Raw genomic sequence first — 23,508 nt, 5'->3', positions numbered from 1 at the left:
CGGAGAATCCTCGGAGTCTCAGGCCTCCGGGCGCGGCACGGGAACGATGTTCACGTGCTTGCGGCCGCGCTTGGAACCGAACTCCACCGAGCCGGGAGCCAGCGCGAACAGGGTGTCGTCGCCGCCACGGCCGACGTTGACGCCGGGGTGGAAGTGGGTGCCGCGCTGGCGGACCAAGATCTCGCCTGCCTTGACGACCTGACCACCGAACCGCTTCACGCCGAGCCGCTGTGCTGCGGATTCGCGACCGTTACGAGAGCTGGAAGCGCCCTTCTTGTGTGCCATTTATATGTCCCTCGCGCTATCTTGTCTGTTCTTCGCCTGACGGCTCATCACTTGATGCCGGTGACCTTGAGCACGGTCAGCTGCTGACGGTGCCCCTGGCGCTTGTGGTAGCCGGTCTTGTTCTTGAACTTGTGGATACGGATCTTGGGACCCTTGGTGTGCTCCAGCACCTCGCCGGTGACGGCGACCTTGGCCAGGTCGTCAGCCTTGCTGGTGACCTTGGCGCCGTCGACCACGAGGGCCACGGGCAGTGACACCGACGCGCCGGGCTCGGCGTCGAGCTTCTCAACCTTCACCACGTCACCTGCGGCAACCTTGTACTGCTTGCCGCCGGTCTTGACGATTGCGTATGTCGCCATCGTGTCCTCTGCTCTGCTGCTCTCTGCGGGCGCGCGCTACCGGTCGGTGCGTGCGCGGGTCTTGGGTGGCGGGATGCCCCGCCGTCACCGGCCTGCGACTACCGCAGGCTCTGGAGACAACTGGTCAAGGGTACTTGACCAGCGGGTAGAGGGTCAAACCGCCCTCTACTCGTGGCTGGGCGGGCCCGCGGGCCTGGCTGCGGCACGTCGACGAGTGCGGCCGCGGCCGGCCGGCGCCTCGACGACCACGGGCTCCGGCGCCTGGTAGACGTCCTCTTCGGACTCGTCTGCGTCGTCGGAGTCTTCGGAGTCGTCGAAGTCGTCCTCATCCGAGTCATCCTCATCAGAGTCGTCGTCGATGTCGTCCAGATCATCGTCCTCGTCGTCGAGGTCCTCGTCGTCGAGGTCGATCTCGTCCTCCACCGAGTCTTCATCGGCGTCCTCATCCGTGTCCTCGTCGGAATCCTCGTCGGATTCGTCGGATTCGTCGGAATCCTGCGCGTCGAACTCACCGTCCGGGGATTCGCCGGTCAGGTCCGCCTGCTCGGCGGTGAGCTGCTCGTCGCTCTCGCCCTCGTGCGTCTCGTCGGTGGCGTCCTCGTCGAGCGTCTCGTCGTCGTGGTGACGACCGTTGGCCGCGGCCATCGCCTTGAACATCGGATGTTCACCGGCTGGATGGTCGGGCACCTTGACGACCGGCACCTCGTCGGGCTCGGGGCGGGCGGCACCCTTCTTGCCCCGCTTGCTGCGACGCCCCCCGCCGCCCCCACCACTGGGTTCGGTCTTGCGGCCGGCGTTGGACGACGCCGTGTCGACCGGGTCGCCGTGCAGCACGATGCCGCGGCCCGCACAGTGCGTGCAGGTGGTCGAGAACGCCTCGACCAGACCGGTGCCGAGCCGCTTTCGGGTCAGCTGCACCAGGCCCAGCGAGGTCACCTCGGACACCTGATGACGCGTTCGGTCACGGCCCAGCGCCTCGGTCAGCCTGCGCAGCACCAGATCCCGGTTGGATTCCAGCACCATGTCGATGAAGTCGATCACCACGATGCCGCCGATGTCGCGCAACCGCAGTTGCCGCACGATCTCCTCGGCGGCTTCGAGGTTGTTGCGGGTGACGGTCTGCTCGAGGTTGCCGCCGGCACCGGTGAACTTGCCGGTGTTGACGTCGACGACGGTCATCGCCTCGGTGCGGTCGATGACCAGGGTTCCGCCCGAGGGCAGCCACACCTTGCGGTCCATCGCCTTGGCCAGCTGCTCGTCGATGCGGTGCACGGCGAAGACGTCGGGCGCATCGGCGCCACCGGCCGGTTCGTACTTCGTCAGCCGGCCGACCAGGTCGGGGGCGACGGTGTTCACGTACTTGTTGATCGTGTCCCAGGCCTCGTCACCGGAGACGATCAGACCCGAGAAGTCCTCGTTGAACAGGTCGCGGATCACCTTGACCAGAACATCGGGCTCTTCGTAGAGGGCGACGGCGGCGCCGGCCTTCTTCGCGGTGACCTCGGCGGCCTTGGCCTCGATCTCGGTCCAGCGCTGCTGCAGCCGCTCGACGTCGGAGCGGATGTCCTCTTCCTTGACGCCTTCTGAGGCGGTACGGATGATCACGCCCGCGTCGGCGGGCACGACCTCTTTGAGGATCTCCTTGAGCCGCTGACGTTCGGTGTCGGGCAGCTTGCGGCTGATCCCGGTCGACGATGCGCCCGGGACGTAGACCAGGTAGCGGCCGGCCAGCGAAACCTGCGTGGTGAGGCGGGCACCCTTGTGTCCCACCGGGTCCTTGCTGACCTGCACCACCACGTAGTCGCCCGGCTTGAGCGCCTGCTCGATCTTGCGGTTCGAGCCGCCGAGCCCGGCGGCCTCCCAGTTCACCTCACCGGCATAGAGCACGCCGTTGCGGCCGCGGCCGATGTCGACGAAGGCGGCCTCCATCGAGGGCAGCACGTTCTGCACGATGCCGAGGTAGATGTTGCCGACCAGGGAGGCCGACGCCGCCGAAGTGACGAAGTGCTCGACGACGACGCCGTCTTCCAGCACGGCGATCTGGGTGTAGCGGGCCCCCTCGTGCGGCGGCTCGGTGCGCACCTTGTCACGCACGATCATGGTGCGCTCGACGGCCTCGCGACGGGCCAGGAACTCTGCCTCGCTCAGGATCGGCGGGCGACGACGGCCTGCGTCGCGACCGTCGCGGCGGCGCTGGCGCTTGGCCTCCAGGCGGGTCGATCCGCTGATCCCCTGGATCTCCGAATCGTCGCTGCTCTTGCCCGACCGCTCGGCGCGCGGGGCGCGCTCGTGCACGACGGTGTTGGGCGGGTCATCGGGTGAGCCCGCGTCGTCGTTGTCGCCCGAGCCGGACTTGCGCCTGCGGCGACGACGGCGACGCCGGCTGGTGCCGTCGCTGCCGGTGGTGTCCTCGTCGTTGCCCTCGTCCGAATCGTCGGAGTCGTCCTCGGAATCCTGGTCGGATTCGCTCTGGTCATCGGTGGTGTCGTTGTCGGATTCCGGGCCGTTGTCGTCGGCCTGCTCGCCGCGGCCTCGACCACGCCCGCGGCGTCCACGACGTCGCCGGCGCGCGGCGGGGCGATCCGCCTGCTCGTCGTCGCTCTCGGAGTCGGCGTCGCTGCCGGTATCGGCGTCGTCGTCTTCGTCGTCGTCATCCTCGTCGACGTGCACCTGCACGAAGCTGACGGGCTGCGGCGCCACGAACAGCGGCAGGTAGTCGGCACGCTCGGTGTGGGCCTCCCGGGCCGACGGAATGTTCGCGGTCTCCAGGATCAACCGGGATTCGGGCTCGTCACCGACCAGTGCGACGTCGGCCTGTGACCGCTCGTCGGCAGCCGGTTCGGCGTCACCCTCCGCAGCGTCCGCGGCGGCGGGTTCGGCTTGAGCCGGAGCTGCCGCGGGCTCGGTCACGGTAACCGCCACGGCCTCAACCTGGACCAGTTCCGCCTGCGCAGGTTCGGCCTGCACAACGGGCGCCTCGGCCGACTCGACCGCCAGCGCGTCACGGACGCGCTCGGCGTCGACCTTGTCGATCGTGGAATGCGCGCTGCGCTGACGACCGTCGAACTCCGCCAAGGCATCGAGCACACGCCGACTGGTGGTGCCTAGTACCCGCGCCAGCGAGTGGACTCTCAGGCGCTCGGGCAGTCCCTCCTGTTGCGGAGTCTGGGTTGATAGGTCGTCATTCTGGGCATCTTCGGCCACGAATTCTCCTCAAGCCCCCGGGCGCGTCGTATCGACGCGGCCACGCGAGGGCTTCCGCTATTGGCCCGGGACACTTTCCCCGGACTTGTTGTGGTCTCGCTCCGGGCGGCTCGCTACCGAACCCACCCGGTGCCTGGCTGAATGATGGCTGGACGGCCCGCGCCGCACCGGATTGCGGTGGTCGCGCTCGTCGAAGTCTTCATTCGGGTGTTCAGCCTCGGTTGAGGCTGGCTACCCGCAACCAGTATCCCACATCACTGACGCGGTACTGACCAGACTGCGAGAAGGTTTATCGGGCGGAGGCTTCGCCAGGGAACCACAGGGCGATCTCGCGGGCCGCCGACTCCGGAGAATCCGAGCCGTGCACGAGGTTGTCCTGGGTCACAAGCGCCAGGTCACCGCGGATGGTGCCGGGCACAGCCTTCTCCACCGGATCGGTGCCGCCGGCGATCTGACGGAACGCGGCGATGGCGCGCGGGCCCTCGACGATGGCCGCGACGACGGGTCCGGAGGTGATGAACTCCAGCAGCGAATCGAAGAACGGCTTGCCGTCGTGCTCGGCGTAGTGCTGCTTGGCCAGCTCGACGCTGACGTTCTTGAGTTCGAGCGCCGCCAGGGTCAGACCCTTGCGCTCGATCCGGCCGAGGATCTCCCCGACCAGGTGGCGCTGCACGCCGTCGGGCTTGATCAACACAAGGGTCTGCTCAGTCACGGCAGAGAGCGTACCGGTCGGTAACCGCGCCGCGCCATCTCGGGGTCCCGACCGAGACCGCACTGTGGCGCAGCTATCACCGGCCTATTCGCTGGGCGGTTGCTGCCCCGGCAGCAGGCCACGCGCCTGCCGGCGTTTGACCTCACCCCGCAGGTACACGATCAGCAGCCAGACCACTGCGAAGATCACGCCGATGAAGCCGATTGCCCCATGGACGAGCGCACCGGCGATCACCACCAGCTGGATGCCCAGGTTGGCCCAGATGGCCCAGGGCCGGCCCTGGATCCCCGACATCAGGATCAACACGATGGCCAGCCCGACCACGAAGCCGCCCGACGTCCAGGTCAGCCCGGTCCCGCTGACACCGACCACCGGCAGAGCCAGCAATACGACGATCGCCTCGAGGATCAGCGTCCCCGCCATCACCCCGCGGAAGCTCTTCCACGGATCCGGCGGTGCCGGCTTCTCGCTCGGCGTCTGATCGCCAGGGGTCTGATCGCTCACTGTGGGTCCCGTCCGAACAGGGTCCGGGCCTCACCGGCGGTCACCACCGAACCGGTGATCACCATGCCGGCCCCGGACAGGCCTTCGTCGGCCCCGGCCTCTTCGACCAGGGCGGTGGCGGTCTCGATGGCGTCCGCCAATGTCGTGGCGGTGATCACCCGGTCCTGCCCGAAACGCTCTTCGGCCAGCGACGCCAGTGCCTCGACATCCATCGCCCGCGGTGAGCCGTTGTGGGTGATCACGATCTGATCGAACACCGGCTCCAACGCGTTCAGGACGCCGCCGGCATCCTTGTCCGCCATCACCGACACCACGCCGACCAGGAAGCGGAAGTCGAACTCTTCCTGCAGCGTCTGCGCCAGCGCCGTGGCACCCGCCGGATTGTGCGCAGCATCAATGAAAACCGTTGGTGCACTTCGCATCCGCTCCAAGCGGCCCGGGCTGCGCACCGCCGCGAAACCGGCCCGGATCGCCTCGACGTCGAGCTGGCGGTCGGCGCCCGCGCCGAAGAACGCCTCGACGGCCGCCAGGGCCAGCACTGCGTTGTGGGCCTGATGCTCACCGTGCAGCGGCAGGAAGATGTCCGAATACACCCCGCTGAGGCCCTGCAGCTCCAGCAGCTGCCCGCCGATCGCGACCTGCCTGCTCAGCACCGCGAACTCGGAGTCCTCGCGGGCCACGGCGGCATCGGCGCGCACCGCTTCGGCCAGCAGCACCTCCATGGCCTCGGGAACCTGCTTGCCGATGACCGCCACGGTGTCGGTCGGCACCAGATCGTCGGGCTGGCGGGTGATGATGCCGGCCTTCTCCCCCGCGATCTCGGCGATCGTGTCGCCGAGGTAGTCGGTGTGGTCGAGGCCGATCGGGGTGATCACCGCGACCGGGGCGTTGACGACGTTGGTGGCGTCCCAGCGTCCGCCCATCCCGACCTCGATGACCGCGACGTCGATGGGCACGTCGGCGAACGCCGCGAAGGCCATCGCCGTGAGGACCTCGAACTTGCTCATCTTCGGGCCGCCGGCAGCCTCGGACTGCCGGTCCACCAGTTCGACGAACGGTTCGATCTCGCGATAGGTATCCACGTATTGCGCTGGGGTGATGGGCTTTCCATCGATCGAGATGCGCTCCACCGCAGACTGCAGATGCGGGCTGGTGGTGCGTCCCGTGCGCCGGTGCAGCGCGGTCAGCAGCGCATCGATGATGCGCGCCACCGACGTCTTCCCGTTGGTCCCCGCGACATGGATCGAGGGGTAGGCCCGCTGCGGTGAACCCAGCAACTCCAGCAGGGCCGAGATCCGTGCCGTGCTGGGATCCAGCTTGGTCTCGGGCCACCGCTGATCGAGCAGGTGCTCGACCTGCAGCAGCGCCGCGATCTCGTCCGGCGTGGGAACCGGATCAGTCACTTGGCCAACCCAGCCAGGCGGGCGTTGATGCGCTCGACCTCTTCGCCGGCCAACTGCTGACGGCCGCGGATCTTGTCGACGACGTTCTCGGGCGCCTTGGCCAGGAACGCCTCGTTACCGAGCTTCGCCGTCGTGGTGGCGAGTTCCTTCTGCGCGGCGGCCAGGTCCTTCTCCAGCCTGCGACGCTCGGCCGCGACGTCGACGGTGCCCGAGGTGTCCACCTCGACGAGCACCGTGGCCTGGGTCAGGCGCACCTCGACCGAGGCCGACGGGGTGAACCCGTCACCGGCGTCGGTCAGCCAGGCCAACGCGGTGACTGCGGGCAGTTGCTCGGTCAGGCCGGCCTCGGCGACGGCCGACAGCCGGGCCGGAACCCGCTGCCGGTCGGCCAGCCCCTGATCGCTGCGGAAGCGGCGCACCTCGGTGATCAGCTTCTGCATGTCGGCGATGTGTTGTGCCGCTTCAGGATCCAGCGCGATGCCGGACGGCTGCGGCCACTGGGCGATGACGATCGACTCGCCGTCGGTCAGCGTCTTCCACAGGGTCTCGGTGACGAACGGCATGACCGGGTGCAGCAGCTTGAGCAGAGCGTCGAGCACGGCCGCCAGCACGGCCGTGGTATGAGCCACGCCCTCTCCCAGCTGCACCTTGGCCAATTCCACGTACCAGTCGCAGAACTCGTCCCAGGCGAAGTGGTACAGCGATTCGCAGGCTCGGCTGAACTCATAGCTGTCCAGGGCCGCATCCACTTCGGCGCGAACCTCTTCGAGGCGACCGAGGATCCAGCGGTCGGCGTCGGTCAGCTCGCTCGCGGCAGGCACCGGAGCGGGCGCCGCACCATTCATCAACGCAAATCGCGTGGCATTGAACAGCTTGGTGGCGAAGTTCCGGGAGGCCCTGGCGTGATCCTCGCCGATCGACAGGTCGCCGCCGGGGCTGGCACCGCGGGCCAGGGTGAAGCGCAGGGCATCGGCGCCGAACTTCTCCACCCAGTCCAGCGGGTCGATGCCGTTGCCGCGCGACTTGCTCATCTTGCGCCCGAACTCGTCGCGGATGAGCCCGTGCAGAAAGACGTTCTCAAAGGGAACCTGCGGGCCCCGCGCCCCGTCGAACGTGATGGCCGGGTCGTCGCCGACGAAGGTGCCGAACATCATCATCCGGGCCACCCAGAAGAACAGGATGTCGTAGCCCGTGACCAGCACCGACGTCGGGTAGAACTTGGCCAGGTCCGGGGTGTGGTCGGGCCAGCCCATGGTGGAGAACGGCCACAGTGCCGAGGAGAACCAGGTGTCGAGAACGTCGGGGTCCTGTTCCCAGCCGGCCGGCGGGGTCTCGTCGGGGCCGACGCACACCGTTTCGCCGTTGGGGCCGTGCCAGATCGGGATCCGGTGTCCCCACCACAGCTGCCGGGAGATGCACCAGTCGTGCATGTTGTCCACCCAGGCGAACCAGCGCGGCTCCAGGCTCGGCGGGTGAATCACGGTGTTGCCGTTGCGCACCGCGTCGCCTGCCGCCTTGGCCAGGCCTTCCACCTTGACCCACCACTGCAGCGACAGCCGCGGCTCGATGGGCTCGCCGCTGCGCTCCGAGTGTCCGACGCTGTGCAGGTAGGGCCGCTTCTCCTCGACGATCCGGCCCTGCTCGGCCAGCGCCTCACGCACCTTGACCCGGGCCTCGAACCGGTCCATGCCGTCGAATTGGGTTCCGGTGTCGGCGATCCGGCCCTTGGCGTCCATGATGGTCGGCATCGGCAGCTGATGGCGCAGGCCGATCTCGAAGTCGTTGGGGTCGTGCGCGGGGGTGACTTTGACTGCGCCGGTTCCGAATTCGGGGTCGACGTGGGTGTCGGCCACGATCACCATCCCGTGGTCGACGAACGGGTGCGGCAGCGTCGTCCCGACCAGGTGGCGGTACCGCTCGTCGTCGGGATGCACGGCGATCGCGGTGTCACCGAGCATGGTCTCGACGCGGGTGGTGGCGACGATGATGTGGGGCTCGTCGTCGTTCATCGAGCCGTAGCGGAACGAGACCAGCTCACCCTCGACGTCCTCGTACTTGACCTCGAGGTCACTGATCGCGGTCTCCAGCACCGGCGACCAGTTCACCAACCGCTCGGCCTGGTAGATCAGCCCGGCGTCGAACAGGCGCTTGAAGATGGTGCGCACCGCCCGCGACAGGCCCTCGTCCATGGTGAAGCGGTCCCGGCTCCAGTCCACGCCGTCACCGAGACGACGCATCTGGCCGCCGATCGTGCCGCCGGATTCGCGCTTCCAGTCCCACACCTTCTCGACGAACAGCTCTCGACCGAAGTCTTCCTTCGTCTTGCCGTCAGCGGCGAGCTGCTTCTCCACCACGGTCTGGGTGGCGATGCCGGCATGGTCCATCCCGGGCAGCCACAGCACCTCATATCCCTGCATGCGCTTACGCCGGGTGAGGGCATCCATCAGGGTGTGGTCGAGCGCGTGGCCCATGTGCAGGCTGCCGGTCACGTTCGGCGGCGGCAACACGATCGAGTACGGAGGCTTTTCGCTGGCCGGATCGGCGGTGAAGTATCCGGCATCCACCCAGCCCTGGTACAGGTCGGCTTCTACCGCGGCCGGATCCCAGGATTTGGGGAGGGCATCGGCACGATTGTCAGGGGTGGGAGTCACCGAGCCATTCTAAGAAGGACGTGCACTGAAACGCGAAAGCCCCCGATGCCCGGTGCGTTCGCTGGGCGTCGGAGGCTTTCGAGCCGGTCTGTGCCGAAGTTACTTCTTGCCGCCGAGCAGGCCGCCGAGGATCTCGCCGATGGCGTTGTTCTGGCCGCCACCGCCGCCGAGCACGCTGCCGAGGATGCTGCCCAGCGGGTTGTTGTTGGCGGCGGCACCGCCACCGACCGCTCCGCCCAGGATGCTGCCGAGGATGTCCCCGAGCCCGCCCCCGCCGGACGCCTGCGGGGCCGCCTCGGCCGGAGCCGCGTTCTTCTGCGCGAACTGCTTGCCGATGTAGGCGAGCACGATGGGGGCCAGGATCGGCAGCAGCTTCTTGATCAGATCACCGCCGCCGGCGCCGGTGCCTGCCAACGCCGAGGCGACCTGGTTGCTGTCGTTGCCACCGAAGATCTTCGAGACGATCTGGTTGCCCTCGTTCGCGTCGACCTGGTCGACGCTCACCCCGCCGTCGAGCAGACCGCTCGCACCCTGGGCGGTGACCGCGGACTCGAGGTCGCTCGAATCGATGTTGTCAGCTTGTACGTTCTCTGCCACACCGCCGACCAGGGCCGGAACCAGGGTCTTGATGGCGGCGTTCACCTCGCCTTCATCCGCGCCGAGCTTGCTTGCGATATCCGCCACGGGGATCTGTGCGAACAGATCGTCGAGACCGGCCATTTTTCTATCCCACCTTCGTTGCTGGCGTACTGGAAGTCCTCGGCACCGACACTAGTCGAATCTGATCTTGTCCCACAGGTGTTCGACGCAGGCCGATCGATTCATGTCGGGGCGGCTCAGCCCAGCTTGGTGGTCTCGAGCGACACTCCGGCGGCTGGTAGCCGGGTGAGCAGGACATCGCCCATCGCGGCCACCGGCGTCAGCACGCCGCGCCGGTCCGACAGCGCCTCACGGTCGGTTGCCAGCGCCAGCCCGCACTCTCCGAGCAACACCGCGGTCGACTTGTATCCGGGATCGCCTTGCTGGGCCATGCTTGTCACGTACCGCGCACCCGAAGTCGTGGTGGTGTACGTCTCGACGCGGTAGTGGCCCCGCTCGCGGGCGCGTTCGCTGGGACCGGTTCCCGGTTTGGGCGCCACCTTCGCGACCAGGCCGCCGGGGAGCCGGTTGAAGTAGCGACCGCCGACGCCGAGCGTGAAGGCGTTGGCACCCGTCACCGCCGCCGCGGCCAGCGGCGCGGCGACCGAGCGGCCCAGGCTCATCTGCTCGGCGTACTCGAAGCGGCGTCCGTAGGCGTAGTTCAGTAATGCGTTGCTACGCCGCACGATTCGGGTGTTCGGCGCGGCCATCGCGAACGCGCCGGTCCAGTAGCCGGCAAGTTCGGGAGCGATCTCACCACCTCGCCGCCACCGCACGTCCGGCTGTGCGCCGAGTTCGGGCTCGGCCCCGCGGTCGGGGCTCAGCGTGTACGGATCGTTCATCAACGCCCGGGCCTCCGGATCCGACGACAGCGTGTCGAGCAGCTCCAGCATCGAGGCCACCGTGCCGCCTGACACACCGCCGGCGAAACTGCGGACCACCAGGTTGGTGTCGCCGAGCTCACCCGCGCCGTCGGCGAGGGCACGTTGATAGAGGGCGTACACCGTGAGATCGGATGGCACCGAATCGAATCCGCACGAATGCACGATCCGCGCACCGGTGTCGACCGCTTGCTTGTGGTGCAGGTCGATGCTGTCGCGGATGAATGTGGTCTCACCGGTGAGATCGGCGTAATCGGTCCCGGCCGCGGCGCAGGCCGCGACCAACGGCATGCCGTAGCGCGCGTAGGGACCCACGGTCGTCACCACCACCTGGGTGCGCGCGGCCATCGCGTCGAGTGAGGCCTGAGAGGTGGCGTCCGCGGTCACCAGCGGCCAGGACTGCGCGGCGGCGCCCAGACCGTCGCGGATCGCGCGCAAGCGCTCCTCCGAACGGCCGGCCAGGGCGATCCGGGCCGACCCCCCGGCCCTGGCCAGGTATTCGGCGGTCAGTTTTCCGGCGAAACCCGTGGCGCCGTACAGCACCAGATCAAACTCACGCTGCGTCACGATCTCGACGCTACCCGAGCAGTTCGGGCAGCTGCACCGGTTCGCCCCGCAGGTGATCGGCCAGGAACGCGGTCACCACCTGGTACCAGATCTTGGCGTGCTGCGGCGACAGCACCCAGTGGTTCTCGGTGGGGTAATACAGGAAGCGGTGCGGGCTCTCGCCGTTCTCGTCGGCCGGCAGCCCTGAATACGTGAGCAACTCGTACCACAGCCGCAATCCCTCGCCGATCGGCACTCGATAGTCCTTGTCGCCGTGGATGACGAGCATCGGGGTGGTGATCTCACCGACGAACCGGTGCGGCGAATTGCGCTGGGCCATCTCGGGTGTCATCTCACGAGCCCACCAGTACGCCCCGTCGGTGGTGGGGCCGAACTGGTCCAGTGCCCACAGGCTGGCATGGGTGACGATCGCCTGGAATCGATCGGTGTGCCCGGCGATCCAGTTGGCCATGTAGCCGCCGAACGAGCCGCCCATCGCGGCGGTGCGTGACGCGTCGACGCGGGGATGTGCGCACGCGGCATCCGTGGCCGCCATCAGATCGGTGTAGGGATCGCCACCCCACGAGCCCCAGCCGCGCGCGATGAAGTCCTGGCCGTAGCCGGTGGACAGCCCCGGATCCGGCATCAGCACGGCGTAGCCCTGAGCAGTGAGCAGCCACGGATTCCACCGCCAGTGCCAGGTGTTCCAACTGCCCAACGGCCCGCCGTGGATCCACAGCACCAACGGGGCCGGTTCGTCACCGTCGGGCAGCGTGAGCCAGGACCGGACCGGCGTGCCGTCGGCGGCGGTCGCGGTCACCTCGGTCACGGTGCCCGGCAGTTCGGGCGCGTCGAAGCACGGCAGCGCGGTGACGGTGCCGTCCCGATCGATGCGGACCGGGTGCGGCGGCGCGGCATACGAGCTGCGCAACGCGAAAATCACCCCTCCGGGCGCCGGCCGCACATCGGTGTAGGTGAAGTCGTCGTGGGTGAGTCGGGTGACCTCGCCGGAGACCGGATCGACGGAGAAGATGGGGCCACGGCCGCCGTCGTCGGCCGTCACGATCAGCGCCGACGAATCCACCGTCCAGGCCACCGAGGACGGCCAGCGGTCCCAGCCACCGGTCAGCTCCACCGGATCTTCACCGAACCGCATGCAGCACAACGTGATCCGCGGCGGTGCGGTGGGAGTGGAATGGGTTTCCCTGGTGAAGGCCACCGCGCTGCCGTCCGGGGCGATTGCGGGGCGTTCCAGATCGGCTCCGGGTTCCTCTGCGATGGTGGTGCGTTCGCCGGTGGCCCGGTCGATGCGCACCAGGACCACCCGCAGGGCTGTGCCGGGGCCCGGTTCCTGCCATGACGTCACCACGAATCCGCCGTCGGCGCTGAGATCGAAGCTCGTCTCCCGCAACGCCGCGCCCGGGCCGGCGGTCAGGTCCCGACGCCCGTCGGCGTCGAAGAGATGCGGTTGGTCCGGACCGAGGTCGTGATCCCAGAACCGGACCGGGTAGCCGCTGTGCAGGATCGCCGACACCTTGTTGTCCTTGCGGGCGTCCCGCCGCGCCTTGTCGTCGTCCACTCCGTCCGACGACGGCAACAGGGGCGCGGCCACCACCGTGACGTCGGCGGCCCGGGCGCTCAGCGCACCGGTGACACCGCCGGGCATGGTCAGTGTCTCGAATGCCTCTCCGCCGGACGCGGGCAGACGCCACAGGGCCGCGGGCGGTTTGTCCTCGCCGTCCCCGCCACGTACCGCGACGAACAGCAGATCGCCGTCGGCCGTGAACGCCGGTCCCGACTCCCCCTTGATCCCATGGGTCAACCGGCGCGCCGGTTCGATCCCGTCCGGGTCCAGTTCCCATATCGCACTGAGGAATTCGGTGCGCTTGTCATTGAGTGCGCTCACCGTGGTGACCAGCCGAGTGCCATCCGGCGACACCGCGAGACCTGACACCCGGGGCAACACGAGGTAGTCGTCGAGATCGTCAAACACCGTCATGGCTGTCCACCGTAACGGCGCGGCCCGCACCGGAGTCCGGTACGGGCCGCGTGGCAAAGCTCTTCCCCGGTGGGTCAGGCCACTTCGGTGATCTTGCCGGTGACGTCGGCTCGCACCTGCTTGCTGCTGCGCTCACCCTGGACGTTGATGAACATGATCACGTTCTCGTCGAACGGGATGTTGCGCTTGATGCTCACCGTCTGGACCTTGCCGTCAGGAATCTCGCTGGCCGCCACGGCGCCCTCGATCGCCGCGGCGATCGCACTGCTGGGCACGTCGGAGGTGGCGAACAGGTTCTGCTGCAAGGCCTCGGTGTCGTCGTCGTAGTCGATCGGACGCGACGGCGCGACCGCCCCGGACGTGTAGCTCCATTCGTTCAGCTCGGTCGGGGCGTTCGGGTCGACGGCCTCCACCTTGATCACACCCGGCGTGATCACGACATCGACCACCTGCATCGGGTTGGCCCCGACCTTGTCAGCGATTGCCGCATAGGCGTTGTCGATGCCCTCGGCGGTGAACAGGTTGCCCGAGACCGCTTCGGTGATCTTCTCCGTACCCGACGACACGACCTTCTCGGCCGCACCGGCTGCGGCATCCCTGAGCTCGGTCGCCTTCGAACAACCGCTCAATGCGGAGACGGCGACGGCGGCAGCGCCCAGGGCGATACCGAAGCGGGTGAGTTTCATCAGACCTCTCATTCGTGTCATCCCGGCGAGTTCGGCCGGGAAAGCTGTACAAACACTGTGCGACCGCTGGAAGGCTACCGATCCCAACTCTGCCCGTGGTGGGCCCCTGACTTGGTCGGGTTAGATTCGAGCGATGGCACAGTCCGTCCTCGTCATCGGCGCGGGTATCACCGGCCTGGCGACGGCAGTCGCATTGCAGCAGCACGGATATGAGGTCACCGTCCTCGAAACCCGTACCGACACCACCACCGGGGCCGGGATCAGCATTTGGCCCAATGCCCTGGCGGCGCTCGACGTGATCGGTCTCGGCGACGCGGTGCGCGGGTCCGGCGGCCGGGTTACCGCCGGAGCGTTGCGCTGGCACGACGGCACCTGGCTGCGCCGGCCGGCGGCCGACCGGATGACCAGAGCGCTGGGCGAACCGCTGGTGGTGATTCATCGGACATCGCTGACCGAGATCCTCACCGCGGGCCTGCGCCCGGGCACGGTCGAATACGGGGTCGGGGTGCAGACGCTCGAGGTCCGTGGCGGCGCCGTGCGGGTGGGGTTGTCCGACGGATCCGACAGAGCGGCCTCCGCGGTCATCGGCGCCGACGGAGTGGACTCGGTGGTGGCGCGTCACCTCAACGGCCCATTGGAACGCCGCTACGCCGGGTACACGGCCTGGCGCGGGGTGGCCGAATGCACCATCGACCCCGAACTCTCGGGCGAGACGATGGCCCCCGGCATGGAAGCGGGCCATGTGCCGCTCGGCACCCATCACACCTACTGGTTCGCCACTCAGCGGACGCCACAGGGACACTCCAACGATGGCGGGGAGCTGAGCTACCTACAGCGGATCTTCGACGGCTGGGCCGACCCCATCCCGGCGATGCTCGCCGCGACCGATCCCGAACAGGTATTGCGCAACGACCTGTACGACCGCACCCCTGCGCGCCACTGGGCGCGGGGGCCGGTGGTGATCGCCGGGGACGCCGCGCATCCGATGCGCCCGCATCTGGGGCAGGGCGGCTGCCAGGGGTTGGAGGACGCGGCGACCCTGGCCGGTCTTGCGGTCCAGGAGCCGGATCTGCCGACCGCCTTCGCCCGCTTCGCAGCCCTGCGCCGAAAGCGGGTCATGAGGATCGTCCGGGAGTCGCAGTTGATCGGCCGGATCGTGAACCTGCGCCCAGCGGCACTGAGCGCCGCGGCCACCCGGGCGACCGTCGTCGTGCCCGAGTTCGTGTTGACCCGGCATCTGGCCTCGATCGCCGGACGCGGGGCGTTCACCCCGGTGCGCTGAGCTCAGTGCGGCACTCCGAACGCTCCAAGAGGGTCGAGGAACGTCGAGCAGATCCGGCGTAGGTCGAAGATTCCCAGCACCGAACCGGGACGCACTGCCTGGCAGCCACTCGGTGCGCTGGGTGCCGCCGCCCAGCCCGCCGGCATTCCACCCCGGGCCCCGCACGTGGGCCAGGCTCCGATCCCCTGGGTGGCCAGGACGTTCTCGGCCACCCGTATCTGCTCCTCGCGGGACGCGGTGGCAGGCGATCCGATGCCACCGTGCGAGGCCCAGGTGGCCGGTTTGAACTGGAGACCGCCGTAGGCGCCGTTGCCGGTGTCGGTGGACCAGTTGCCGCCCGATTCGCATTCGGCGATCGCATCCCAGTTCACCGTGTCGGCGGCGGCTGTCGCCGCAGTGGCGAACGTGGGTGCGAGCATGAGGCCCGCCGACGCCGCAGCAAGCCAGAAAGCCCTGGTCAACGCCCTTCGTATGGTCATCTCACGGTCCTTCCCCGACCTTTGACACCAAGGACCACTGCAGATGCCGATCACGTTCATGCAACTGTGCGGTCACTAATGGGTTCGTGTGACCAACGTCACCCGTTACAGAGGAGGCTGAAGTTTTTCAGGAGGTTGTCGAGGCTCGAGTAACCGGAGGGCCTTCTGATGAAACAGAAGCGGCGCCGGGCAGAGGCCCGGCACCGCTTCCTATCAAGTTGTGGTTGCGCTGGTACTAGCCGCGCTTGCCGCACACCGGCCAGGCACCGATGCCCTGGGTGCGCAGCACGTTCTCAGCGACCCGGATCTGCTCGGCGCGCGAGGCCTGGTGGGGCGAACCCGAGCCGCCGTTGGCGCGCCAGGTGCCCATGTTGAACTGCAGGCCGCCGTAGTAGCCGTTACCGGTGTTGATCGCCCAGTTGCCGCCCGACTCACAGGCAGCGACGGCGTCCCAGTTGACGCTGTCCGCATTGGCGGTACCGGCACCCAGTGCCACGGGAGCCACAGCGAGCGCTCCAGCAATGATGCCCAGCCCAAACGTCTTGCGGATGTTCTTCACTTCGTTCCTCTCGCCAAGCGCGCGCCAAACAGCACCCGCCAGGCGGGTGCGGAAAGCCTGAATCCAGGCCGGAGGGGTTGGTTCGCGCCGTCTCGGTCAGGCACGAAAGGGAGGGCCACAGTGCCCGGCCCGGGATCAGACCCAGGCCCCCGCGTCGGGCGTAATCGCCACCGCGGCCCCACTCACACGCAGGTTCTTGGTGTTGAAATTATTTGCTCCCTGTGGAGACGCTTTGGACCGTACAAAGGTCTCGAAGAGAAGTCATATCGATGTAGAAGCGATCGCGGAAAGATCACGGACAGATAACGAGAGACTGAACGAATCGTTTGTGCAGGTCAGCAAGGGAAGCTGCGCCGTTACCGTTTCGTGATCGGCACAAACAAATCGTGATCGAGATCACGCGTTTTTTGTGAGCTGGCACACTTGATCGAGGTTCCCGAATGCGGGCAAACAACGGATGAGACAACAAAAGCCCAGGTAGATGCCATCGGCGAGTGTCACAGCCGGCCACACCAAGGGATTCAGTTCGCTACAGCCGGACAACTCTCGGATTCCGGGCCGACGTCGGATCATACTGGCGCACAAGAGATATCACGTTCACAGGGCACCGCAGCCGAGCGGAGCCAGAATCCCTCCGACCGTCGCAGATCCGGTAGCTGGCCCACTAAACAGGCTGAGCTGCAATAGTTTTCACTCGACCAGCTAGATTCGTCAGTCCGGCCGGCCAACTCCGCAGCCCGCCCCAGAATCGCCCAGCACGGACAAACCGAGCGGTCAGGGATGGTTCGGCACAAATTTAGACACACTGAACACCTGCCGCAGCGAATAGCAGGGCAAGTCCCCGCACTGCATGACCAGACGAACGATCTTGAACACCAGTAACTTTCGCGCGCACCCGGCGCTCACCAGCTGATGACGTTTCCCGAATTGATCCGGCTTCCCGGGACCCACATACGGTGAAATAATCGATCAACTATTTCGAAACGGTAAATGGCGCCCAATTTGAGTACAAATTCGCAATTTGCTGAGTGTTATCCGGCCGGTAGTTCACGCGCCGGGCAGATCGGCGGCTGTGTTGACATTGGTCAGGGCGCGCTGCGGGGCCATCACGATCCGTTGCGTGTCCACGGACTCGGCCAGCGCCCGCATACTGCGCCGGCCCTCACGCACCAGATCGGCGATCTGCCCGGTGAGTGCACTGCGGTAGATCCCCGCGAGGTAGTGGTCCCTGCCGTCCCAGGGCAGCACGATATCGGCAGGTAACCGCTCAGCTTGAGCCGCAAGGACGTCGATCAGGTCCACCGAAAGGTACGGCATGTCCACTGCGCAGACGAAGGCGCGGTCCACACCGGCCTCTGCCACGGCACGCAGTCCGCGGCCCGTCGCCACCAGCGGCCCGACCCCACGCACCTCGTCGCGCAGCACCTCCGCACTCAGTGCGGGCAGCGGTTGCCCAGGTGCGGCGATGACGAAAACCGGTGAGCAGCGGGCACTCACGACGGCGACCACATGCTCCACCATGGTCGAGCCGCCGAACGGCAGCGTCGCCTTGTCGCGCCCCATACGACGCGAAGCCCCGCCCGCCAGAACTACTGCGGCGAGCGGGGCTGTGCTTGATTCGTTTCGGTCGACCCGGTCAGTCGACGGTCCAGGTGTCCTTGCCACGCAGCAAGGATTGCAGAGCCGCGGTGTCGTGGGGCTTGGATTCGATCGCCGTGTTGACCTGCTGGCGTGCGGCATCGTCGTAGGTGGGTCGGCTGACCTTACGGAAGATGCCCATCACCATGTGATCGAGGTTCTGCTCGCTCAGCCGCGACAGCGCGAAAGCGTAGGCAGGATCGTCGATCTCGGCGTTGTGAACCACGATGTCAGCGGCTGCGACGTCGGCGGTCTTGGCGACCTCCAGGCCGTACCCGGACTTGACCACGCAGTACTCACCATCGGTACCGAACTTGATCGGCTCGCCGTGAGTGACGTTGATCAGCCGCTCCTCGGCGCCTTCCTTGCGGAGCGCGTCGAACGACCCGTCGTTGAAGATCGGGCAGTCCTGCATGATCTCCACCAGCGCGGCACCGCGGTGCTCGGCCGCGCCGCGCAGCACCTCGGACAGACCCTTGCGGTCGGAGTCCAGCGCGCGGCCGACGAAGGTGGCCTCGGCGCCCAGCGCCAGCGACACCGGGTTGAACGGGTAGTCCAGCGAGCCCATCGGCGTCGACTTGGTGACCTTGCCGACCTCAGAGGTCGGCGAGTACTGCCCCTTGGTCAGGCCGTAGATCCGGTTGTTGAACAGCAGGATCGTGATGTTGATGTTGCGGCGCAGCGCGTGGATCAGGTGGTTGCCACCGATCGACAGCGAGTCACCATCACCGGTGACGACCCACACCGACAGATCGGGCCGGGCCAGCGCCAGGCCGGTGGCGATGGTCGGGGCACGACCGTGGATCGAGTGGAAGCCGTAGGTCTCCAGGTAGTACGGGAACCGGCTGGAGCAGCCGATACCGCTGATGAACGCGATGTTCTCGCGCTTGAGGCCCAGCTCCGGCAGGAAGTTGCGGATGGTGTTGAGGATGACGTAGTCACCGCAACCCGGGCACCAGCGGACCTCCTGGTCACTGGTGAAGTCCTTGCCCTTCTGCGGCTGGTCGGTGGTGGGCACCAAGGCGTTCTTGGTCAGTGACCCTTCGGTCAAACCCAGATCCGTACCGATCAAGTCAGTCATGCGCTCGCTCCCACACCGCTCGCCTCAACCTCAATGGTGGCCGCCGCCAACCGGGCGAACTTGGCTTTGTCGTTTTCCTTCTCACCGAGTGTGCCGTCCAGGGCGGCATCGATGATGCTCTCGACCTCGTCGGCGAGGAAGGCCATGCCCTCCACCTTGGTCACCGACTGGACGTCGACCAGGTACTTGCCGCGCAGCAGCAGTGCGAGCTGACCCAGGTTCATCTCCGGCACCACCACCTTCGGGTAGCGGCGCAGCACCTCCCCGAGGTTGGCCGGGAAGGGGTTGAGGTGACGCAGATGGGCCTGGGCCACCTTGATGCCCTTGCGGCGGGCCCGCCGGCATGCCTCGCCGATCGGTCCGTAGCTGCTGCCCCAGCCCAGCATGAGCAGTTCGGCATCGCCGTTGGGGTCGTCGACCTCGAGATCGGGCACCGTGATACCCGCGATCTTCTCCTGGCGCAGCCGCACCATGAGGTCGTGGTTCTTGGGCTCGTAGGAGATGTTGCCCGAACCGTTGGCGGCCTCAAGACCACCGATCCGGTGCTCCAGGCCCGGGGTGCCGGGCACCGCGAACTGCCGGGCCAGGGTCTCGGGATCACGCGCGTAGGGAGCGAACGGCTCGCCGGACTTGGCGAACTTGTGCTCGATCGGCGGGTAGGTGCTGATGTCCGGGATCTGCCAGGGCTCAGAGCCGTTGGCCACCGCACCGTCGGACAGGATGATGACCGGGGTGTGGTAGTCGACCGCGATGCGCGAAGCCTCCACGGCGATGTCGAAGCAGTCCGACGGCGACTTCGGGGCCAGGATCGCGACCGGTGACTCGCCGTTGCGGCCGAACAGCGCCTGCAACAGGTCGGCCTGCTCGGTCTTGGTCGGCAGACCCGTCGACGGGCCGCCACGCTGCACGTCGATGATGATCAGCGGCAGCTCGGTCATCACGGCCAGGCCGATGGCCTCGGACTTGAGTGAGACACCGGGACCCGAGGTGCTGGTGACGCCCAGCGCACCGCCGTAGGACGCACCGATGGCCGCGCCGATGCCGGCGATCTCGTCCTCGGCCTGGAAGGTCAGGACGTTGAAGTTCTTGTGCTTGGACAGCTCGTGGAGGATGTCCGACGCCGGGGTGATCGGGTAAGTGCCCAGCACCACCTGGATCTGGGCCAGATGCCCGGCGGTCACGATGCCGTAGGCCAGCGCGGTGTTACCCGAGATCTGCCGGTATTCACCCGACTTCAGCTTGGCCGGCGACACCTCGTAGGTGGTGGCGAATGCCTCGGTGGTCTCGCCGTAGTTCCAGCCGGCCTTCAACGCGAGGACGTTGGCCTCGGCCACATCGGGCTTGCGGGAGAACTTCTCCCGGATGAAGGCCTCGCTGTGCTCGAGCTCGCGGCCGTACATCCACGACAGCAGGCCGAGGGCGAACATGTTCTTGGCGCGCTGGCCGTCCTTCTTGGTGGCGCCGATCGCCTCGACCGCGCCGAGGGTCAGCGTCGTCATCGCGACGGAGGTCACCACGTAGTCGGACAACGTGTCATCCTCTAGCGGATTGTTGTCGTATCCGACCTTGGCGAGGTTGCGCTTGGTGAACTCATCGGAGTTGGCGATGATCAGACCGCCGCGGGGCAGGTCCGAGACATTGGCCTTGAGCGCTGCCGGGTTCATCGCCACGAGCACGTCGGGACGGTCACCGGCGGTCAGGATGTCGTAGTCGGCGATCTGGATCTGGAACGACGACACACCGGGCAGGGTGCCCTGTGGCGCGCGGATCTCGGCCGGGTAATTCGGCTGGGTCGCCAGGTCGTTGCCGAACAGCGCAGCTTCAGAGGTGAAGCGGTCACCGGTCAGCTGCATACCGTCGCCCGAGTCGCCGGCGAAGCGGATGACTACCTTTTCGAGCTTCTGCCGCGGCGCGGCGCCATTGCCGTTGCCGTTCTCACCCACGGCTACCGCCTTTCACACGTTCTTTGACCACGTCTTTCCGAGCCGCTGTCACGTGACGCGCCGCCGGATCAAACGTCCACAGAATTTTGATGTCACTACCAGTACCGATTATTGCACTGCTCTTAGGCTGGGCTTCACCGCGCCGCCCCCCGACACGCGGGTGGGTTCGGAACGAAGGTGCTGATCGTGGGCGTGAAGAAGCCCGTTTTGAGACAAAACTGTGGTTTTCGTCACGTTTAGGAGAATGTCATTCTCTAAGGAAAAAGCTACCGGCCGGTAGCTGACTGCTAGCACCGGCAAGCACCTAGTTGACACCTGTCGAGTTTAGATCCCGACCTGCACCTACGCCAGATCGGGGGTTCCGGTGTGCACCCGCTTGTCCAGCTCCCTGGCCACCAGTTCGCTGGCCGATTCCGCCGCGCGATGCGGGTCATGTCCTGCCGCGCGGTGCGCGACATAACAGGCGGTGAACATGTCCCCCGCCCCGGTGGTCTGGACGTCGAGCACCCGCCACGCGGCCGGGACGCGCTCCACCGCGCCTTCGATATAGATGTCGCATCCCTCGGAGCCGTAGGTGACCAGGATCTCCGCGACCCCGAGCCGCTCCGCGGTGGACCCGTCGAACGGGCCGTCGGCGACGATCACCGCCTCGTCCTCGGCCAGCTTGAGAATGTCGACGTCGGCGAGCAGATCGGCGGGAAAGTGCCGATCCTCGACCAGCGGCCCGAGCCGGTCGGCACGCACGAGACCCTGCCCGTCGTAGGCGACCCGATGACCTCGCGCCGCCAGGGCAGCGACCGTCCCGGCCGGAAAATCGGTGCGCAGCAAGGGAGCCAGGTGTACCCATGTCGTGGCCGGATCCGCCATCTCGACGTCCGCTGCCGTCCACACCGGGCCGATCGCCTCTACCCCCATGTGCCGGTGATCGGTGTCGTCGTAGTCGAGGCTGAAGGAACTCGTCAGTTCCGAGGGCAGGATCTGCACCAGCGACCCGAACCGCGCGCGGAGCCCGTCGAACAGGGCGTGGTCGCGTTCGGCGCCCATCGCGACGATCCGGCCGGGCCCACCCGCGGCCTGCAGCGCCACCCCGGCGAACGATGCGCATCCTCCCGGGCTGGGCGGCGCCCCGTTGATGATGTCGATCGCGAGGTTGCCGAGCACGGTTACCCCGGGGACTAGCTCTCGTGGCATGGATGAAGTGTCCCGGTCAGAGCGATCGCCGCGTTCCCCGACCCCGCGCAATCCCCGAGCCGACACCGAAATGTGACTCATGTCACACCTCTCCGGACGGAATGCCACGAGGCGGATCCGCATTCAAACCACATAGATAGCCAATGTTGTGACGAAGGGTTTTGCGAGATGCGCATGGGTTCGAGAACGAGACTTCTCCTGTGTACCACCGGCGCGGCAGCCGCCGCAGTCATGGCGGTGCTGGGGATCCAGACCGCCCAGATCGACAGCACACCCGAGATGTCCGTACCCGCAGCAGAACCCACCATGCAGTTCGGCGAGACCGTGACCCAGTCCGTGCCGCCTTCGACGCCCGACATCCCCGCCGCCACACCGCCGGTCAAGGCAGAACCGGCGCCGACCGCAGAGCCCGGCTGAGCCGGAACGGTCACGCCGGCAAGTTGTACGGCGTGATCACCTGGATGGGCACGGGGCGGACCGGCTCACCCGGCAGTGCGCCGTGTTGCTGCAGGATCAACCGCATGGCCAGCCGCGCATCGGCGCGAAGGTCGTTGTGCAACACCACCGAGATCCTGCCTTCGCGCAGCAGTCTTCGGTTGTCCACATCGAGATCGTGGGCGACGAAGACCCGGCACTCCCTTCCGAGCTTCTCGAACGCCGCCACCGTGGCCGCGTTGCCGCCACCCGGCGAGTAGACCGCTTCAACCGATGGGTGACGCTCCAGCGCGTCGAGCACCAGCCGTTCGTTGGTCGCGTCGATGCCGTCGCTGTCGGTGACCTCGACGACAGTCCGGCCGGAACCGCGCAGCCCCGACCGGAATCCCACCTCACGTTCACCCTCGCCGCGAAACACGGTGCGGCTCAGGGTGATCAACACTTCCGACGAGGACGGCCCCAGCCATTGCTCGATCAGGTAGGCAGCCGTCGCGCCGGCTCCGTGGTTGTCGATGCCGACGTACGCACTGCGCGCGCTGGTGGGGATATCGGTCGTGTACGTCACCACCGGAACCCCGGCGGCGACGAGCTGGTCGACGGCCTCGGCCACCTCCGGCTCGTCGGCCGCCTTCAGCACCACCCCGTGGCTGCTCCGAATCCCTGCCAGGGTGTCGACCATCTGCGCGGTCGAGCCGGATTCCCAGAGGCGGAAGCGGGCCCGCAGCATGGCCGGGGCGAATGTGGGCAACTCGGCCTCGACCGCGGCCCGGAACGCGTCGGAGAACCGCTGCGGGGTCTGCATGACCACGTCGATCAGGTAGCGGCGCCCGTTGAGCCGCAACTGCGCCCGCTGCTTGTCCAGATCAGCGATCGCTTGGCGCACCTCGGCTCTGGTGTTCTCCCGCACTCCGGGGCGGTCATTGAGCACCCGGTCCACCGTGGCCTCGCTCAAACCACATTGCTGCGCGATCTCACGGACCTTGTATCGGTGCGCCACCCGTGGCCTCCACGTCTCGTTGATGGATTTTTGA

General features: G+C 67.2%; 20 protein-coding genes. 2 read left to right on the top strand and 18 right to left on the bottom strand.

Features of this window, described 5'->3' with window-relative positions:
- Positions 1–18 precede the first annotated feature (18 nt).
- The 11 genes from rpmA to G6N57_RS16765 form a co-directional block, all read right to left on the bottom strand.
- Positions 19–285, bottom strand: a complete 267-nt coding sequence (gene rpmA, locus G6N57_RS16815; protein WP_003879727.1) for a 50S ribosomal protein L27 — start codon at positions 283–285, stop codon at positions 19–21.
- 47 nt (positions 286–332) lie between these two features.
- Positions 333–644 (bottom strand): 50S ribosomal protein L21, encoded by a 312-nt coding sequence (gene rplU / locus G6N57_RS16810; RefSeq protein WP_029367319.1) that lies wholly within the window; start codon positions 642–644, stop codon positions 333–335.
- A gap of 165 nt (positions 645–809) precedes the next feature.
- Entirely contained in the window at positions 810–3,848 is a 3,039-nt protein-coding gene (locus G6N57_RS16805; protein ID WP_097926062.1) for a ribonuclease E, read from the bottom strand.
- Between the two features lie 289 nt (positions 3,849–4,137).
- Positions 4,138–4,560 (bottom strand): nucleoside-diphosphate kinase, encoded by a 423-nt coding sequence (ndk, locus tag G6N57_RS16800; RefSeq protein WP_036449087.1) that lies wholly within the window; start codon positions 4,558–4,560, stop codon positions 4,138–4,140.
- 84 nt (positions 4,561–4,644) lie between these two features.
- Positions 4,645–4,983, bottom strand: coding sequence for a DUF4233 domain-containing protein (locus G6N57_RS16795; RefSeq protein ID WP_077742041.1), 339 nt, complete (start codon positions 4,981–4,983; stop codon positions 4,645–4,647).
- Positions 4,984–5,060: 77 nt separating this feature from the next.
- A complete protein-coding gene (folC, locus tag G6N57_RS16790) occupies positions 5,061–6,467 on the bottom strand; it encodes a bifunctional tetrahydrofolate synthase/dihydrofolate synthase (protein WP_077741364.1) in 1,407 nt (468 codons plus the stop codon).
- The gene (locus tag G6N57_RS16785; RefSeq protein ID WP_077741365.1) at positions 6,464–9,118 is read right to left on the bottom strand and encodes a valine--tRNA ligase; all 2,655 of its coding nucleotides are present in this window, start codon (positions 9,116–9,118) and stop codon (positions 6,464–6,466) included. Before G6N57_RS16785 ends, folC begins: the two co-directional genes overlap by 4 nt.
- Before the next feature lie 99 nt (positions 9,119–9,217).
- Positions 9,218–9,838, bottom strand: a complete 621-nt coding sequence (locus tag G6N57_RS16780) for a DUF937 domain-containing protein (protein WP_077741366.1) — start codon at positions 9,836–9,838, stop codon at positions 9,218–9,220.
- 116 nt (positions 9,839–9,954) lie between these two features.
- Positions 9,955–11,205 carry a saccharopine dehydrogenase family protein gene (locus G6N57_RS16775; protein ID WP_077741367.1) on the bottom strand — a complete coding sequence of 417 codons (1,251 nt, stop codon included), beginning with the start codon at positions 11,203–11,205 and terminating at the stop codon, positions 9,955–9,957.
- A gap of 10 nt (positions 11,206–11,215) precedes the next feature.
- Positions 11,216–13,183, bottom strand: a complete 1,968-nt coding sequence (locus tag G6N57_RS16770; RefSeq protein WP_077741368.1) for a S9 family peptidase — start codon at positions 13,181–13,183, stop codon at positions 11,216–11,218.
- Between the two features lie 74 nt (positions 13,184–13,257).
- Positions 13,258–13,869: a hypothetical protein gene (locus G6N57_RS16765; protein WP_077741369.1), complete on the bottom strand. Its 612-nt coding sequence runs from the start codon at positions 13,867–13,869 to the stop codon at positions 13,258–13,260.
- A gap of 133 nt (positions 13,870–14,002) precedes the next feature.
- Between G6N57_RS16765 and G6N57_RS16760 the strand changes: the two genes are divergently transcribed.
- Complete coding sequence (locus G6N57_RS16760) at positions 14,003–15,151, top strand: FAD-dependent oxidoreductase (RefSeq protein WP_077741370.1); 1,149 nt, start codon at positions 14,003–14,005, stop codon at positions 15,149–15,151.
- Between the two features lie 2 nt (positions 15,152–15,153).
- On the opposite strand, the gene G6N57_RS16755 is transcribed toward G6N57_RS16760, so the two are convergent.
- From G6N57_RS16755 to G6N57_RS16730, 6 genes are all read right to left on the bottom strand, one after another.
- Entirely contained in the window at positions 15,154–15,630 is a 477-nt protein-coding gene (locus G6N57_RS16755) for a transglycosylase family protein (RefSeq protein WP_162563962.1), read from the bottom strand.
- A 235-nt stretch (positions 15,631–15,865) separates the two neighbouring features.
- A complete protein-coding gene (locus G6N57_RS16750; RefSeq protein ID WP_077741372.1) occupies positions 15,866–16,189 on the bottom strand; it encodes a transglycosylase family protein in 324 nt (107 codons plus the stop codon).
- 1,047 nt (positions 16,190–17,236) lie between these two features.
- Complete coding sequence (gene mobA, locus G6N57_RS16745; protein ID WP_234815695.1) at positions 17,237–17,752, bottom strand: molybdenum cofactor guanylyltransferase; 516 nt, start codon at positions 17,750–17,752, stop codon at positions 17,237–17,239.
- A gap of 73 nt (positions 17,753–17,825) precedes the next feature.
- The gene (locus G6N57_RS16740; RefSeq protein ID WP_077741374.1) at positions 17,826–18,908 is read right to left on the bottom strand and encodes a 2-oxoacid:ferredoxin oxidoreductase subunit beta; all 1,083 of its coding nucleotides are present in this window, start codon (positions 18,906–18,908) and stop codon (positions 17,826–17,828) included.
- On the bottom strand, positions 18,905–20,851 hold the full coding sequence (locus tag G6N57_RS16735) for a 2-oxoacid:acceptor oxidoreductase subunit alpha (RefSeq protein ID WP_097926064.1): 1,947 nt from the start codon (positions 20,849–20,851) through the stop codon (positions 18,905–18,907). The genes G6N57_RS16740 and G6N57_RS16735 overlap by 4 nt, the downstream gene beginning before the upstream one ends.
- Before the next feature lie 342 nt (positions 20,852–21,193).
- Positions 21,194–22,042 carry a PfkB family carbohydrate kinase gene (locus tag G6N57_RS16730; protein WP_077741376.1) on the bottom strand — a complete coding sequence of 283 codons (849 nt, stop codon included), beginning with the start codon at positions 22,040–22,042 and terminating at the stop codon, positions 21,194–21,196.
- A gap of 174 nt (positions 22,043–22,216) precedes the next feature.
- Between G6N57_RS16730 and G6N57_RS16725 the strand changes: the two genes are divergently transcribed.
- Positions 22,217–22,459, top strand: coding sequence for a hypothetical protein (locus G6N57_RS16725; RefSeq protein ID WP_133118326.1), 243 nt, complete (start codon positions 22,217–22,219; stop codon positions 22,457–22,459).
- Between the two features lie 10 nt (positions 22,460–22,469).
- Here the strand turns inward: G6N57_RS16725 and G6N57_RS16720 are convergent, their stop codons facing one another.
- Positions 22,470–23,474: a LacI family DNA-binding transcriptional regulator gene (locus G6N57_RS16720; protein ID WP_077741378.1), complete on the bottom strand. Its 1,005-nt coding sequence runs from the start codon at positions 23,472–23,474 to the stop codon at positions 22,470–22,472.
- Positions 23,475–23,508: the final 34 nt, after the last annotated feature.

Source organism: Mycolicibacterium boenickei, from assembly GCF_010731295.1.
Lineage (GTDB): Bacteria > Actinomycetota > Actinomycetes > Mycobacteriales > Mycobacteriaceae > Mycobacterium > Mycobacterium boenickei.
This window is presented reverse-complemented; position numbering and strand designations above follow the sequence as displayed.